Consider the following 15,369-nt stretch of genomic DNA (forward strand, 5'->3'; position numbering starts at 1 on the left):
GCGCGTGGCGCCGTAACTGTTGTCAGAGCTTGCCGGTGCGCTGCTGGACCATCATGAAGGTGTCGTAATTGTACTCGGCCACCTGCGCCCAGAGATAGTGCTCCTTGCGGAACGCCTTGATCGAGTCCCAGATCTTCTTGAACGGCGCGTTCGAGGCTTCCATCTCGGCATAGACCTCGTTTGCCTTTTCGAAGCAGGCTGCCAAAATTTCCGGGCTGAACGGGCGCAATTTGGCGCCCCCGGACACCAGCCGCCTCACGGCCGCCGGATTCAGAAAGTCGTATTTCTGCAGCATGTTGGCGTCGGCGGCCTGCGCGGCGGTGTGCACCAGCGCCTTATAGGCCGGTGAAAGCTCTTCGTATTTCGCCTTGTTGAACATCAGATGGACGGTCGGCCCGCCTTCCCACCAGCCGGGATAATAATAATTCGGCGCGACCTTGTAGAATCCGAGCTTCTCATCGTCATAAGGGCCGACCCACTCGGCGGCGTCTATGGTGCCTTTTTCCAGCGCCGGATAGATGTCGCCGCCGGCGATCTGCTGCGGCACCACGCCGAGCCTTTCCACCACTTTGCCGGCAAAGCCACCGATGCGCATCTTGAGGCCCGAAAGGTCGGCAACGGTGTTGATCTCCTTGCGGAACCAGCCGCCCATCTGCACGCCGGTATTGCCGCCCGGCAAGCCAAAAAGGCCCTGCGTGGCGAGAAACTCGTTGAACAGGTCGATGCCGCCGCCGTGGTAATGCCAGGCATTGATGCCGCGCGCGTTGAGCGAGAACGGAACCGCAGCGCCCAGCGCCCATGTCGGGTCCTTGCCCCAATAATAATATGCCACCGTATGGCAGGCCTCGACGGTGCCGGCGGTGGTGGCGTCCGCGGCCTGCAGGCCGGGCACGAGTTCACCTGCGGCGAAGACCTGGACCTGGAAGTTGCCGTCGGTTGCCTCCGAAAGCATCTTGGAAAAGACCTCGGCGCCGCCGTAGATCGTGTCGAGAGATTTCGGGAAGGACGACGCCAGGCGCCATGTCACTTTCGGATTGGATTGGGCGATAGCCGGCGCGGCAAGCGCTGCTGTAGCCGCCGCGGCGCCCACACCGGTCGCGCCGGCCTTGCGGATGAATGATCGACGATCCATGAAGTCCTCCCTATTGGATCAATAGACCGACGTTCGGGAAATGCTCTGTGCCCCGGATCGGCTTCGCGGCAGACAATACACGGGCAAGAAGTCGAGTCCAGCCATGGCAGCCGGTTTTGCCGGCGGCGTCTCCGCGAAATTCGCGGCGCGAACGCACCTCTTGCAACTTAAGTCTAACGCCGTTTCCGTGGACCATGCGACATGCCGAACTTGTCATGGCAAAGCGCCTTCGGATCGCCTATTTTAAAGGCAGAATATGTCCCTGCACTGAATGGAACCCGGATCAAAAATGCAGCAGCCGCTCGTCGCCATATCGACCGACGTCCGCCAGTTCGACAACTACACCTGGCATGGCGTTCCGCAGCAATATCTGGAGGCGGCGCTTTCGGGCGCCGCCGTATTCCCGGTGCTGGTGCCGTCCTTCGGCGACCGGCTCGATTTCGACGAACTCCTGTCATTGGTCGACGGCGTCATGGTCACCGGTTCGAAGTCCAATGTGCATCCCTCGCTCTATGGCGGCGATGCCAGCGAGGCCAATGGTCCCTACGATCCTGCCCGCGACGCGACGACGCTGCCGTTGATCCGCAAGGCAGTGGAGCGCGGCGTGCCGCTGCTCGCCATCTGCCGCGGCATCCAGGAAATGAATGTGGCGCTGGGCGGCACGCTGGCCACAGAAATACAGGAGCGCGAGGGATCGCTGGACCATCGCGCACCGGCGAGCGACAATCAGGACGAACGCTTCGCCATCCGCCAGGCCATTTCGATCAAGCCTGGAACCTGCCTCGCCGGCGTCTTCGGCGCGGGCGACATCATGGTCAATTCGGTGCACCGCCAGGCCATCGACCGGCTCGGCCCGAAGCTGCAGATAGAGGCGGTCGCCAGTGACGGCACGGTCGAGGCGGTTTCGGTGCGGGACGCCCGTGCTTTCGCCGTCGGCGTCCAGTGGCATCCCGAATACTGGGTCAAGTCGGACAGCATCTCAGCAAGGATATTCCGCGCCTTCGGCGACGCGGTGCGCCTGCACGCCGCAGCGAAATCCGGCACGCGGGCTGCCGCGGAATAGTTCAGCGGTCAGACGTCAACATCAATCGCTGCCGGCCGCCAGCGACAGCAGCGGCAGGGCTGGCGCGTAGGATTCATAACCGTCGCCGTCGGCGACGCCGAAAGTGACGATCGGGTCGATGCCATTCGCGCTGAAGGTGACCGTGCCGTCATCCTGCTCACGCCAGAATTTCGCGCGCTCGATGCCGGGCAAGACCCGGCGGCAATTCGCAGTGACCGTCAACAGCGACAGGCCATGCGAAATCTCAGTGCCGCGCTTGACCGCGCAGGAGGCTTCGTCGCCATTGGCCACCAGCCTGTAGTCGTCGGGCGACAGCGTTGGCTCATCGGCGGCTGTGCGGCCTTCGCCGCTGCCGCCGTGAAACAGCTGAACGCTGCCGAACAGCGCGGCCACCGCCATCAATGCAGCAAGTGCTTTCATCTGCGTTCTCCGGGTGTTTGGCGAAAGATATAAAATGATTTCAAAGCGTTAAGCCGCAGTTAACAAATAAGAAAGCATGCCACTCAGCTGCGCGCCTTGACCTTTTCCGTTTCCGGCACCGGCGTCAGCGCCCTCCCTTCCGAAAACCAGGAAATCAGATTGTCGACGCACAGATCGGCCATGGCGCGGCGGGTATGTTCCGAAGCCGAGCCGACATGCGGCAAAAGCGAGGTGTTGGGAGCAGCGAGCAGCGCCGGCGGCACGTTCGGCTCATCGGCGAAGACGTCGAGCCCGGCAGCTGCGATGGTGCCATTGGCCAGGGCTGCGGCAAGAGCTGCCTCGTCCACCGTGCTGCCGCGACCGATGTTGACGAAGACGCCGTTCGGGCCAAGCACCGACAGGATCTCGGCGTTGACCGCCTTTTCCGTCGAGGCGCCGCCGGGCGCCACCGAGATCAGCGTATCGACCGCCTCGGCAAGGCCTTTCAGCGTGCCGTGGTATTCGTAGGCCAAGCCTTCGACGCGGCGCCGATTGTGATAGGCGATCGGCAGCCCAAAGGCCTCTAGCCGGCGCGCAATGGCGAGACCAATGCGGCCCATGCCGAAAATGCCAGCGCTGCGACCGCGCAAAGTCAGCCGGCTTAGCGGATAGTTGCCGTTGCGTGCCCAACTGCCGTCGCGCAGCCAGGTCTCGGCGCGCGGCAGATCGCGGATGGTGTTGATCAAAAGCCCGATCGCCGTGTCGGCGACCTCCTCGGTCAGCACGTCAGGCGTGTTGGTGACCATGACACCGCGCTGTGCTGCGTGATGGGCATCGACCGAATCATAGCCGACGCCGAAATTGGCGATGATCTCGAGGTTCGGCAGCGCGTCGATGAGGGTTGCGTTGATCCCGCCAAAGGCGGCAATGCCGCGCACCGTCCGGCGCAGCTCGTCGGTGACCAGCGACGCATCGGCCCGTTCGATCCAGACGCGGCTGAACGTCCGGTCGATGCGACCGACCGCATGATCATTGAATTGGCCCGGCACCAGAATGGCGACTGCTTGGTGCTGTTCGGCTTTTGTCATTCACGCTCCACCGGTTTGCCGGTCGACTGGCGCACATGCAGTTCCGGCTTGATCAGTTCCTGCGACGGCCGCACCATCTGCCCATTGAGCTTGTCGAGCAGCGCGCTGGCTGCGCGGCGACCGACTTCACGCTGGCCGTTCCACACGGTGGTCAGCGCCGGCGTCGCGATCGCCGCCTCCTCGAGATCGTCATAGCCGGTGACGGAGATGTCAATGCCCGGCACCAGCCCGGCGCGTGCAATACCGTTCATCAGGCCGATGGCGACGAGGTCGTTCCAGCAGCAGGCCGCGGTCGGCTTGTCCTTCAGCGCAAGGAACTGCCCGGCGGCCTCGAAGCCGGCCTGCTTGGTGCGCGGACCGGCGATGCGCCAGGACGGCCTGACCTCCAGCCCGGCCGCCTCCATAGCGTTGACATAGCCCTGGTAGCGATCGCGGCCGGTCGAGGTCTGGTCGGTGCCGCCGACCATGGCGATGCGCTTGTGGCCGAGCGAGATCAGATGGTTGGTGGCAAGCCCAGTGCCGTAGGCATCGTCGCCGCGAAACACCGGCACGTCGGCGCCTTCGACGGTGCGCGCGATCAGCACAGCGGGCAGGCCGTTTTCCTCGGCCATGAATATGTCTTCGGGCGGCGTGCCGATGGCCGGCGACATGATGACGCCGTCGGCGCCGAGCTGCAAAAGCGTGTCGATGAAGGTGCGCTGCTTTTCGAGCTGGTCGTAATGGTTCGACAGGATGAAGGTCTGCCGGCTGCGATCGAGCTCGCTTTCGATCGAGCGCAGTATCTCGGCGAAGAACGGGTTCATGATGTCGTGAACGACGACGCCGACGATGCCCGAACGCGAGGTGCGCAGGCTGGCGGCACGGCGATTGTAGATATAGCCGATGGCGCGGGCATGTTCCTTGATGCGGTCGCGGGTGTTTCCGGCAACCAGCGGACTGTCGCGCAGAGCCAGCGAGACCGTGGCCGTGGACACACCGAGCGCATCCGCGATCGTCGAAAGCTTGATCTTCTGTGCCAGCGCCTTGCGCTCCCCCGACGATCTAGAGCTGATCCATGATCTCCAGCGAAAACCGGATGCCACTTTCGGGATCATGATCTAAACAGTTTAAACGCGGCCTTATGCCACCCTTCCGGAACAAATCAAAGTTTTTTTGCCAGCGCTTCCACCTCGACGTCGAGGGCGGCGCGGTTGCGCACGCGAAGCCGGTGCTCGCAATGGACGATATAAAGGCCGCTGGCGACGATGACGATCGCCCCGACGAGCGTCCAGCGGTCGGGAAACTGGTTGAAGACAATCCAGCCGACAATGATCATCCAGATCATCTGTGAATAGGGATAGGGAGCCAATGCCGTGGTGGTGGCAAGACGATAGGCCTGAACCAGGAGCCAGTGGCCGATTGCGCCAAAGACGCCAAGCATCAGCAGGATGAACCAGTGCCAGCTATCCTGCGGCAGCGAAAGCGAAAACGGCAGCATCGGCAGGAGAAGTACGGCCGGCGCCAGCGCCGAAAAGAGAATGAGGCTCTCCGAGGTTTCCGTGGCCGACATGCGCCGCGTCATGATGACGTAAAAACAGTTCGACAGCATCGAGCGCGAAGAGATGGCCGACGCCAAAGACGCCAACGCCTGGCCGGGTGATGATGAGGACGCCGACGAAGCCGCTCAGGATTGCCAGCCAGCGCCGCCAGCCAGCCCATTCACCGAGCAAAGGACCGGCGATTGCTGTGATCACCATCGGCGCGAAGAAATAGATCGATGTGGTTTCGGCCAGCTGCAAGGTTCGCAGCGCCATGACGTTGCAAATGGTCGATCCAAACAGGAAGGCGCCGCGCAGGATATGCGCCGGCAGATTGTTGGCGCGAAAGCGCGCCGGCTCGCGCCATCCGCGCAGAAAGACACCGACAAGCACGACATGGACGGCGAAGCGAGCCCAGGCGACGATCAGCGCCGAGACGCCGGCCATGACAAGATATTTGCTGCTGGTGTCGAGGACGGTGAAAAATACATAGACGGAAAGCATGCAGAGGATCGCCGCCGGAGGCGTCGCGCTTTCGTCTTGTCTTGGGAGAGCACTCAATTTCAGGCCGGATGGAAGCAGGGCAGAGCCCTACCTTTGAGGCAATTGTCACCTGCCGGCAAGCCAGAGGAGGCTGACAACAGCTGACTACGTGCACTAGGGATGCATACGGGCGCCCCTGGTGATCTTGTCGACAAGCTTCTTTTCGGTACGCACCGCGATGCCGACGACCTTGGCGTCGTCGGGTGCGAATTCGGCAAAGACGGCGCGGTTCGCCGCGTCGTGGCCGGTCGAAAACATTTCGTCGACGTAGAGCGAGGTCGTCACACCGCGGTCCAGCGCCCGCCGGTGGATCGCACTGAGCGTCGGGCGATCGGCCGAAAGCACGATGACCGGCTGGATCGAGAGCGGATTGTAGATATTGCCGGCGCGGTCGCGATAGGGTTCGCCGATGATCTCGCTATACTGCGCAACGATACCGCTGGTCAGGAAGGCGGTGACATTGAGCTTTTGCCAGACGGGAAGGTCGTCCTGCAGCACGATTGCAAATTTCGTGTCGAACATGAGACATTTGCCATTCGAGGTTTGTGAGTGAAGCGATGTCACACAGTCTAGATGGCGAGGCCTTCCAAGGTCTTGGACGTTTGTGCGTTGACGCGGCTGAGAACTGCGTCATCTCGGCACCCGATTCCGCCGGCATGGAGCGTATCGAGGCCCGGTTCCACGGCAGCGCGTTCGATCTCCATCGTCACGATACCTACGCCATCGGCGTGACGCTGCATGGCGTCCAGAGTTTCCGTTATCGCGGCGCGTCGCATCATAGCCTGCCCGGCCAGATTATCGTGCTCCATCCCGACGAATTGCACGACGGCGGTGCCGGCACCGAAGAGGGCCTGCGTTACAGGATGCTTTATCTGGAGCCGTCCGTCGTGCTGGACTGCCTTGATACGATCGACGCATCGCTGCCTTTCGTCAGGGATGCCGTGGTGACGGATCCTGTCTTCCGCACGAGGCTGCTTTCGGCGCTGGGGCCGTTGGACCAGAAGCTGGACGATCTCTTTGTCGCCGACTTCATTGCGCAGCTGATGCGAAGCCTGGCACGGCATGCAGGCCTGCCGGCGAAACCGATCCCAAGGACAGCATGGCGCGCGGCCAGCCTGGCGCGCGACTATCTGGAAGAGAATGTTTTCCGTATCGTCCGCTCCGACGAGTTGGAGGCGATCACCGGGCTGGATCGCTACGCCCTATCGCGGCATTTCCGTGCTGCCTTCTCCACCAGCCCGCATCGCTTTCTCTTGATGCGCCGGCTTCAACGAGCACGCCGCATGATCGAGGCGAGCGAGCCACTGGCGCAGATCGCGATAGCGGCCGGGTTCAGCGACCAAAGTCATTTCAACAGACACTTCAAGAAAGCGTTCGGTGTCACGCCGGGCCGCTGGTCGGCATTGGTCCATGGATCGTCAGCAGCCGCTGCCTGATGGCGTCAGCCGCTGATCATTCGTCGGCGTCGATCTCATCGTCGACGAGAACCATCTCGCCGTTCGAGAGGTTCGCCTCAACGCGGGCGAGCAGCTTGAACAGCGCCTTCTGGTCCTTTTTATCGAGACCCTTCAGCGCCTGCTTCTCGGTCTTCTTCACCGATTTCTCGATGGCATGAATGATTTCGCGGCCCGTGTCGGTCAGAAAGATATGGGCCTGGCGGGCATCGGCGGAAGAGGCGCGCTTTTCCAGGAAGCCCTGCGCCTGCAGCCGGTTGATGGTCTTGGTGATGGTCGGCGGGCGCACACCGAGGCGACCGGCAAGATTGCCGGGCGTCTGCCCGTCCTCACGGTCGAGCGCGAGCATGATCTGGTCCTGACCGGCATAGAAGCCGTGCCCTAGAAGCCGCGCCGCCAGCGCAGTACGTGCCAGCCGCGCCGCCGAATGCAGCCGGCTCATTGTCGCAGTCTTGTCCGCCTTGGCCATGGTCATCCCTCTTCGGCCGAACCGGTGCGGACAGCATAGAGGCAGCCGCCCGGTTGGCAATCGACGATCAAAGATCCGGCTTTGCAAAACAGCTTTGCCGGCAAGCAATGCGGTGTCCGCCGTGGCTAATGCCAGATGTTTATTTCAGTTAGATGACAAACGACTTTTCGGTAGAGGTGGACGCTTGCAGCAGGAGCACTCCACACACGACGAGACTCAACCAGCCTTCATCGCGACGATCATCAGCGCTTGGTAGGCCTCCGCCACCTCGCGCAGCGCCGCCTGCGACAGCGGCCCAGCGCGCCGCGCGATACCGTCCCTGGCATTCGACGTATCGCGCTTGCCGGACCGGTCGGTGTAAGGCGCGACAGTGGTGAATATCTGCTCGCTCAGACTATCGGGGAAAAACAGCTGGCCGGTCATCACCGAATTATCGTTGGGGAAGACCTTGAAGTGGATGTGGGTGGTGCGGCCGCGATACCAGCCGGGATAGATGGTGGCGAACGAGACGATACCGCTCTCGTCGGTCTTTTGCCAACCGCGCAGAAAACTCTGGCCTGACGTATCGACGTCCTGGCCGTCGCCTTGTCCCGGATAGCCTGAATAATGCCCTTGCGCGTCGCAATGCCAGATGTCGACACGCGCGTCGGCAAGCGGTCGGCAGGCCGCGTCGACCACCTGCAGCCGCACATTGAGAGCAATGCCCGCTTTGCCTTCGGTGATATCGGCGCGCTGGAGCCTCGGGTCGAAATAGAACGGCCCCTCAGTCGCTTCCGGCGTGATCGCGCAAACGCCGGCACCGCTATCGAACAGGGCAAGCCCGGCATAGGGCGAGGCCTGCTGAGCCAGCGCGATGCCCGGAAGGAAGACGCCGCCGCCGGCGCTGACGGCAATGAAGCCGAGCGCCTGACGCCGGCTCAACGGGGACGGTTTGTCGGACATTCGGCGCCTCTTTTGGTTTCTTTCGAGCAAGCTGCCTTGTTCTTATCTAGGCAGTGAAATCCGCCAGCGCCAATGAAAGTTCAGCGATGTTGGGAAAGCCCGGCAATGTTGGCGACGTGTTTGGCCCATTGGTTTGCCGCGTGCAAAAGCACGGCGCACATCCTATATGGAGCCAACAATCCTTTTCGAGGCCCAACATGAGCGATGCACAGACGACGCAGATCCCCGTAACCGTTCTCACCGGCTATCTCGGCGCCGGCAAGACGACGCTGCTCAACCGCATCCTTTCGGAAAACCACGGCAAGCGCTACGCCGTCATCGTAAATGAGTTCGGCGAGATCGGCATCGACAACGAGCTGATCGTGGAATCCGACGAGGAAATCTACGAGATGAACAATGGCTGCGTCTGCTGCACGGTGCGCGGCGACCTGATCCGCGTTGTCGAGGGCCTGATGCGCCGGCCGGGCCGTTTCGACGCCATCGTGGTGGAGACGACCGGCCTCGCCGATCCGGTGCCTGTGGCGCAGACCTTCTTCATGGACGACGATGTGCGCTCCAAGACCAGGCTCGACGCCGTGGTGGCGCTGGTCGACGCCAAGCACCTGCCGTTGCGGCTGAAGGATTCCCGCGAAGCCGAGGACCAGATCGCCTTTGCCGATGTCGTCGTGCTCAACAAGACCGATCTCGTCACGCCGGAGGAACTGAGCAAGGTCGAGGCGACGATCCGCGCGATAAACCCGGCGGCCAGGATTCATCGCACCACCCGCGCCGGCCTGGCGCTGTCCGAGGTGCTCGACCGTGGCGCCTTCGATCTTTCCCGAGCGCTGGAGAACGATCCGCACTTCCTCGAGGCGCATGACGACCATGATCACCATGACCATGACCATGACCATCACGATCATGATGGGCATCATCACCATGACGGGCATGACCACCATCATCACACGCACCCTTCCGATATCCATGACGTGACGGTGCAATCGGTGTCGCTGCGCGGCGGCGAGATGGACCCGAAGAAGTTCTTCCCGTGGATCGAGAAGATCACCCAGATGGAAGGCCCGAACATCCTGCGGCTGAAGGGCATCATCGCGCTCAAGGGCGATGACGAGCGCTACGTTATCCAGGGCGTCCACATGATCGTCGAGGGCGACCACCAGCGCGCCTGGAAGGACGGCGAGAAGCACGAGAGCCGGCTGGTGTTCATCGGCCGCGAGCTCGACGCCGAGCGGCTGAAGAAGAGTTTTGACGCCTGCCAGGCCGCTTGATTTCCAGGCCTTATAACGCTAGCGCTGCCGCTTCTTTCCTTCTCCCCTTGCGGGAGAAGGTGGCCGAGCGAAGCTCGGTCGGATGAGGGGTGTTCCAGCTTGGCAACGACGGCACTCCGTCCAGCACCCCTCAACCGTCTTGGCGCTGCGCGCCAATCCACCTTCTCCCACAAGCGGAGAAGGAGAGCTGCACCTACCCGCGCTGGCGGCTCCCGCGCGGGGGTAGACGACCCGCCGAAATCTCGAATGGAATAGTCTCACATGCCCACAGTCGCCCCACTTGATCTCCAGGGTCATTGCATCGCCGCCGTCTTCCTTGGCGACGTACCGCATTTCGCACTGGCCGACGGCACAATCCATCGGCTGGACCATGGCCACAAGACGGCGCAGGCCAATGACGGGCTGCTCGCCGCGTTCCACGATGCGGCCAACGACCGGCTGATCACCGGCGGCGAAGACGGCAAGATTTTTTCGGTTACCGCCGGCGGCAATGCGGCAGAATTGGCAAGCGCCGGGAAAAAATGGATCACCAGCGTCGCCGCCGGACCACAAGGCGCCGTCGCCTATGCCTCGGGCAAAATCGCCTTTGTGCGCTTTGCCGACGGCAAGACTAAAGAATTCATGCATCCGCGTTCGGTCGAAGGGCTGGCGTTCTCGCCCAAGGGCATGCGCTTCGGCGTCGCCCGCTACAATGGCGCGACGCTGCATTTTCCGGCGGCGGACGGCAAGCCAGTCGAGCTGGAATGGGCCGGCGCCCATACCGGCATCACCTTCTCGCCGGATGGCGCCTTCCTCGTCACCACCATGCAGGAGAACGCCCTACATGGCTGGAAGCTGGCCGACGGCAAGCACATGCGCATGAGCGGCTATCCCGGCAAAGTCAAAAGCCTGTCGTGGAGCGCCAAGGGAAAATGGCTGGCCAGTTCCGGCGCACCGGCGGCGATCGTCTGGCCGTTTTCGGGCAAGGACGGGCCGATGGGCAAGGCGCCGCTGGAACTCGGCACGCGCGGCAACGCCATGGTGACCTCGGTCGCCTGCCATCCAAGCCAGGATGTCGTCGCCGTCGGCTATGACGACGGCATGGTGATGGCGGTGCGTTTCGCTGACGCCAAAGAGGTGCTTCTGCGCCGACCGGGCAAGGGCGCCATCACCTCGATGATGTGGGATAGGGAGGAACGCCGCGTCGCCTTCGGCAGTGCCGCCGGCGATTGCGGCGTCATCGATATTTCCGCATAACCGGGAGTTCTCTACTCGGCCCCGCAGGAGACTTTGCCGGTCAACGCGGCAGGCATGTCATCGCCACCCGTGTCAGCCGTGCCCTCATAGATGGCGAGCGAATAGCGCCCCGTCATAGGTGCCTTCTTCACTGGACTTGGTCACGATCGTCAGTTCGACAGAGCTGTAGGTGTTTGCGACCTCGTGCTCGCGATAGACGAGCAGCCGCAATTCCTTGCCGTCGAGCCAGTATTGCGTGAGGTTGGAATCCTCGAACACTGTCTTGCGCAAATCGTCCCCGACGGGTCTGCCGAGAATTTCGAGATCGCCGCGAAAATTGAACGTTGGACCGCCCATGCCTCTGGTGACGCCGGCTTCGACCTGGAATTTCACCGCTGCATCCTCGGCCGAGCACCAGATGCCGCCGGTGGCGAAGGCCGAGCCGGCCGATAACAGCATCGTTGTTGCACAGAAGATCGCCCGCATCTTTCTTTCCCCAGCCACAAACCCTATCCGCATTGATGCTGGAGGATGCCCTCAGGTCAAGCGCCCGTCCTCTTCACCGTGGCCGCTGAACCAATGCAGGACAGCTGTGCGGCCAGTTGCGGTTCCGGACGCCGATTGGCAGAGTGACGTATGAGAGGGACCTTCATGCATACAATCGACCATTTAAAGACTTCCATCGGCGGCATCAGCACTGCCCGCATAGCCGATTTGCGCGAGACCGAGGCCGAAGCCTTCCGCAAGGCAAGGCCGAAATCGGCAGCCAAGGTCGGCAACGGCCTGCCGGGCTTCTTCGGCGGCGTGCCGATGCACTGGATGAACGACTGGCCGACGCCGTTTCCGATCCTGGTCGACAGCGCCAGAGGCGCCACCATCACCGATATCGACGGCAACCGGCTCGACGATTTCTGCCTCGGCGACACCGGCTCGATGTTCGGCCATTCGCCGCCGCCGGTCGCGCGCGGCATCCGCCGGCAGGCCGGACACGGCCTCACCTACATGCTGCCTTCAGAAGATGCGGTGGCGATCGGCCCGTTGCTGCAACAGCGCTTCGGCCTGCCGTTCTGGCAGATCGCGACGACGGCGACCGATGCTAATCGCTTTGCGCTGCGCGTCGCCCGCACCATCACCGGCCGGGAAAAGATCCTGGTCTTCAACGGCTGCTATCACGGCTCGGTTGACGAGACGATGGTGCGGCTGGTCGGCGGCAGACCGGCCAACCGGCCGGGACTGGCCGGCGAATTCCGCGACCTGACCCGGACGACCGATGTCATCGAGTTCAACGATGTGCCGGCACTCGAGGCCGTGCTCCGGAATAAGGGTATCGCCTGCGTCATCACCGAGCCGGTGCTGACCAATTCCTGCATGGTGCTGCCCGAACCCGGCTTCCACGACGCGCTACGCCGTCTCACCCGCGCAACCGGCACCCTGCTGCTGATCGACGAGACGCACACGATCTCGACCGGTCCGGGCGGCTACACCAGGAAACACGGCTTGGAGCCGGACCTGTTCGTGCTCGGCAAGCCAATCGCCGGTGGCGTGCCGGCCAGCGTGTGGGGGATGAGCGAAGACGTCGCCAGCCGCTATACCGACTATATCAGCGCCAAGGAACCAGGCTATTCCGGCATGGGTACGACGCTGTCGGCCAATCCGCTGCAGTTCGCGGCAATGCGCGCCACGCTCGAAGAGGTGATGACCGAGGAGAACTACGACCATATGGACCATCTGGCGCGGCGGCTCGACGCAGGGCTGACCGCCGTCATCGACCGTTGCCGCCTGCCCTGGCATGTTGCCCGAGTCGGCGCGCGCGTCGAGTTCATCTGCGCACCTGGCCCGCTGAGGAATGGCGGCGAGGCGGAAACAGCGCACGCGCCGGAGCTCGAAGCGGCTATCCACGTCGCACTGGTCAATCGCGGCGTGCTGATTGCGCCGTTCCACAACATGATGCTGATCTCGCCGGCGACCAGCGCCACCCAGGTCAACCGCCTGATCACCGCCTTCGGCGCGGTTGCGGCAAGGCTCGCGGCATGAGACAAGCTTGCACATGAGAGAAGCGCACAAGCAAATTTTGAACGCCATTATGACATCACCTTCGGGCTCGACGCCTGCCGAGGCGCAGACCTTTCTCGACTCCCATCCCGAAATCGAAGCGTTCGACATCGTGCTGACCGACGCCAATGGCGTCGGGCGTGGCAAGATCGTGCGCCGGCACGAATTGAAGAGCATCTTCGAGGGCGGCCGGCACATGCCGATCTCGATCCTCGGTCTCGACATCACCGGCGAGGACGTTCACGAGACTGGGCTGATCTGGACGACCGGCGACGGCGACCTGCGGGCATGGCCGATCCCCGGCACGCTGGTGCCGCTGTTCGGCACACAGCCGCCGCGCGGCCAGGTGCTGATGGCGATGTACCATCTCGACGGTCAGCCCATGTCCTCCGACCCGCGGCTGGCGCTGGCCCGTCAGGTGGAGATACTGGCGGCCAAGGGCCTGCATCCGGCCGGCGCCTTCGAACTCGAATTCTTCCTGCTCGCCAACGAGCGCGACGCCGACGGCAAGGTGCAGCCGGCGCACGCGGTGCTCGACGGCCGACGCTCGGCCAAGACCGAGGTCTATTCCGTCGACCATCTGCACGGTATGGAGCCGCTGTTTTCCGACATCTATGCCGCGGCCAAGGTGCAAGGCATCCCGGCCGAGACGGTCATTTCCGAATATGCGCCCGGCCAGTACGAATTGACACTGAACTACCGCAACGATGTGATCCGGGCGGCCGACGACCTCGTCATGCTGAAGCGGCTGGTGCGGGCACAGGCGCGCCGCCACGGCGTCACCGCTTGCTTCATGGCCAAGCCGATCGAGAAATATGCCGGCTCTGGCATGCATTTCCATGTCTCGCTGCGGGACAACGCCGGCAAGAACGTCTTCACTGAGGCTATCGGCGAGACTTGGTCCTTGCCGCTGCTGCGCGGCCTTGGCGGCCTCATCCAGACCATGGCCGAATCGATGCTGGTGTTTGCGCCGCACGCCAATTCATGGCGGCGTTTCGTTTCGCAATCCTATGCGCCGGTGGCGCCGACCTGGGGCGTCAACAACCGCTCGGTGGCGCTGCGCGTGCCGGCGGGTGATGCGAAAAACCGGCGTATCGAGCACCGGCCGTCGGGCGTCGACGCCAACCCCTATCTGGTAGCGGCAACTGTTCTGGCCGGCATCACTAAGGGTCTCGACGAAGGCCTCGATCCCGGCCCCGAAACCACCGGCAATGGCTACGAATCGGCAATCACGCGCACTACCATGCCGGTGGACTGGCGCGCCGCGATCGAGGCCGCGCGCGCGTCGACGTTCCTCAAAGGCGCACTGGGCGAAGACCTGCACCGTACATTTGTGGCGATCAAGCAATCCGAATATCTGCGCGTGGCGCGCACGGTCAGCGAACTGGATTATCATCTCTATCTGCACGAGGTGTAGGCATCGCGTTGTCGGCCATCCGCCGGTGAAGGCGCAGGCGTGTGTAATTTCAACGGAACCTTCCGCGGGCTTTGCTCATTGCGTGTCTGATCGCAGCAGCGGACAAGGCCGCATCAGCCATGATTGCCAGGATGCAGACAAATCCCACGCCACACCGCGCTAAGGTGCAGGCAAGACGCTGGCCGAAGCCTGAATTGCCTGAGACGACGGAAGGCGACGACGCAAGATCTATTCCCGAACTCAGCGAAGTGGCGAAAGCCTGCCGCCGCTGCCCGCTTTGGCGCAATGCAACACAGACCGTGTTCGGCGAAGGGCCTGACAAGGCCAAGGTGATCTTCGTCGGTGAACAGCCTGGCGACCAGGAGGATTTGGCCGGCAAACCCTTCGTCGGGCCGGCGGGCAAGGTCTTCGACGCCATCCTTGAGGATGCCGGCGTCGACCGGTTGAAAGTCTATGTCACCAACGCGGTCAAGCATTTCAAATTTGAGCCGCGCGGCAAGCGGCGCATCCACTCCAAGCCAAATGCCGGCGAGGTGCAGGCCTGCCGCTGGTGGCTCGACAAGGAGCTCGAAATGATCAAGCCCAATCTGGCGGTGGCGCTCGGCGCAACAGCGGCGCAGTCGCTGCTCGGCAAGGTCGTGCCGATCATGAAGATGCGCGGCGAGGTCGTGGAGCGCGACGATGGCTTGCGTGTGTTCGTCACCATCCACCCGTCCTTCATCCTCCGTATTCGCGAGCCGGCGGACAAACAGGCCGAGCGCGAGCGGTTCCTGCAGGACATGAAGGCGGTAAAAAAGCTGATGGCGGCCTGAA

The 15,369-nt window shown here is 62.9% G+C and carries 15 protein-coding genes and 1 pseudogene; 7 read left to right on the forward strand and 9 right to left on the reverse strand.

The genetic code is table 11. The features are described from left to right. Nucleotides 1–22: 22 nt before the first annotated feature. Nucleotides 23–1,132: a TRAP transporter substrate-binding protein gene (locus tag ACWUKX_RS17990; protein ID WP_456008210.1), complete on the reverse strand. Its 1,110-nt coding sequence runs from the start codon at nucleotides 1,130–1,132 to the stop codon at nucleotides 23–25. Between the two features lie 289 nt (nucleotides 1,133–1,421). On the opposite strand from ACWUKX_RS17990, the gene ACWUKX_RS17995 reads away from it, so the two are divergent. Then, nucleotides 1,422–2,195 carry a gamma-glutamyl-gamma-aminobutyrate hydrolase family protein gene (locus tag ACWUKX_RS17995; RefSeq protein ID WP_456008211.1) on the forward strand — a complete coding sequence of 258 codons (774 nt, stop codon included), beginning with the start codon at nucleotides 1,422–1,424 and terminating at the stop codon, nucleotides 2,193–2,195. A 21-nt stretch (nucleotides 2,196–2,216) separates the two neighbouring features. Here ACWUKX_RS17995 and ACWUKX_RS18000 read toward each other — a convergent pair whose 3' ends face one another. The 5 genes and pseudogenes from ACWUKX_RS18000 to ACWUKX_RS18020 form a co-directional block, all read right to left on the reverse strand. Further along, nucleotides 2,217–2,615, reverse strand: coding sequence for a hypothetical protein (locus ACWUKX_RS18000; protein ID WP_456008212.1), 399 nt, complete (start codon nucleotides 2,613–2,615; stop codon nucleotides 2,217–2,219). A gap of 83 nt (nucleotides 2,616–2,698) precedes the next feature. Next, a complete protein-coding gene (locus ACWUKX_RS18005) occupies nucleotides 2,699–3,682 on the reverse strand; it encodes a 2-hydroxyacid dehydrogenase (protein WP_456008214.1) in 984 nt (327 codons plus the stop codon). Next, complete coding sequence (locus ACWUKX_RS18010) at nucleotides 3,679–4,701, reverse strand: LacI family DNA-binding transcriptional regulator (protein WP_082982104.1); 1,023 nt, start codon at nucleotides 4,699–4,701, stop codon at nucleotides 3,679–3,681. The genes ACWUKX_RS18005 and ACWUKX_RS18010 overlap by 4 nt, the downstream gene beginning before the upstream one ends. A 122-nt stretch (nucleotides 4,702–4,823) precedes the next feature. Continuing rightward, a pseudogene (locus ACWUKX_RS18015) lies at nucleotides 4,824–5,703 on the reverse strand (DMT family transporter). A 153-nt stretch (nucleotides 5,704–5,856) separates the two neighbouring features. Continuing rightward, nucleotides 5,857–6,264 (reverse strand): DUF2000 family protein, encoded by a 408-nt coding sequence (locus ACWUKX_RS18020; protein WP_456008215.1) that lies wholly within the window; start codon nucleotides 6,262–6,264, stop codon nucleotides 5,857–5,859. Nucleotides 6,265–6,299: 35 nt separating this feature from the next. Between ACWUKX_RS18020 and ACWUKX_RS18025 the strand changes: the two genes are divergently transcribed. After that, nucleotides 6,300–7,178 (forward strand): AraC family transcriptional regulator, encoded by an 879-nt coding sequence (locus ACWUKX_RS18025; protein WP_287093945.1) that lies wholly within the window; start codon nucleotides 6,300–6,302, stop codon nucleotides 7,176–7,178. A 16-nt stretch (nucleotides 7,179–7,194) separates the two neighbouring features. Here ACWUKX_RS18025 and ACWUKX_RS18030 read toward each other — a convergent pair whose 3' ends face one another. After that, entirely contained in the window at nucleotides 7,195–7,665 is a 471-nt protein-coding gene (locus tag ACWUKX_RS18030; protein WP_036267548.1) for a MarR family winged helix-turn-helix transcriptional regulator, read from the reverse strand. Nucleotides 7,666–7,881: 216 nt separating this feature from the next. Beyond that, nucleotides 7,882–8,607 carry an intradiol ring-cleavage dioxygenase gene (locus ACWUKX_RS18035; protein WP_456008217.1) on the reverse strand — a complete coding sequence of 242 codons (726 nt, stop codon included), beginning with the start codon at nucleotides 8,605–8,607 and terminating at the stop codon, nucleotides 7,882–7,884. A gap of 197 nt (nucleotides 8,608–8,804) precedes the next feature. Between ACWUKX_RS18035 and ACWUKX_RS18040 the strand changes: the two genes are divergently transcribed. Together ACWUKX_RS18040 and ACWUKX_RS18045 are read left to right on the forward strand one after the other, a co-directional pair. Next, nucleotides 8,805–9,872 (forward strand): CobW family GTP-binding protein, encoded by a 1,068-nt coding sequence (locus tag ACWUKX_RS18040; RefSeq protein ID WP_456008219.1) that lies wholly within the window; start codon nucleotides 8,805–8,807, stop codon nucleotides 9,870–9,872. A 261-nt stretch (nucleotides 9,873–10,133) separates the two neighbouring features. Beyond that, nucleotides 10,134–11,108, forward strand: a complete 975-nt coding sequence (locus ACWUKX_RS18045) for a WD40 repeat domain-containing protein (RefSeq protein ID WP_456008220.1) — start codon at nucleotides 10,134–10,136, stop codon at nucleotides 11,106–11,108. Between the two features lie 84 nt (nucleotides 11,109–11,192). Here ACWUKX_RS18045 and ACWUKX_RS18050 read toward each other — a convergent pair whose 3' ends face one another. Then, a complete protein-coding gene (locus ACWUKX_RS18050) occupies nucleotides 11,193–11,591 on the reverse strand; it encodes a hypothetical protein (protein WP_456008221.1) in 399 nt (132 codons plus the stop codon). 147 nt (nucleotides 11,592–11,738) lie between these two features. Between ACWUKX_RS18050 and ACWUKX_RS18055 the strand changes: the two genes are divergently transcribed. From ACWUKX_RS18055 to ACWUKX_RS18065, 3 genes are all read left to right on the forward strand, one after another. After that, a complete protein-coding gene (locus ACWUKX_RS18055) occupies nucleotides 11,739–13,121 on the forward strand; it encodes an aspartate aminotransferase family protein (protein WP_456008222.1) in 1,383 nt (460 codons plus the stop codon). A gap of 49 nt (nucleotides 13,122–13,170) precedes the next feature. Further along, a complete protein-coding gene (locus ACWUKX_RS18060; RefSeq protein WP_456008223.1) occupies nucleotides 13,171–14,556 on the forward strand; it encodes a glutamine synthetase family protein in 1,386 nt (461 codons plus the stop codon). Nucleotides 14,557–14,627: 71 nt separating this feature from the next. After that, the gene (locus ACWUKX_RS18065) at nucleotides 14,628–15,368 is read left to right on the forward strand and encodes a UdgX family uracil-DNA binding protein (protein ID WP_456008224.1); all 741 of its coding nucleotides are present in this window, start codon (nucleotides 14,628–14,630) and stop codon (nucleotides 15,366–15,368) included. Nucleotide 15,369 lies beyond the last annotated feature (1 nt).

This window comes from Mesorhizobium sp. f-mel, from assembly GCF_053850215.1.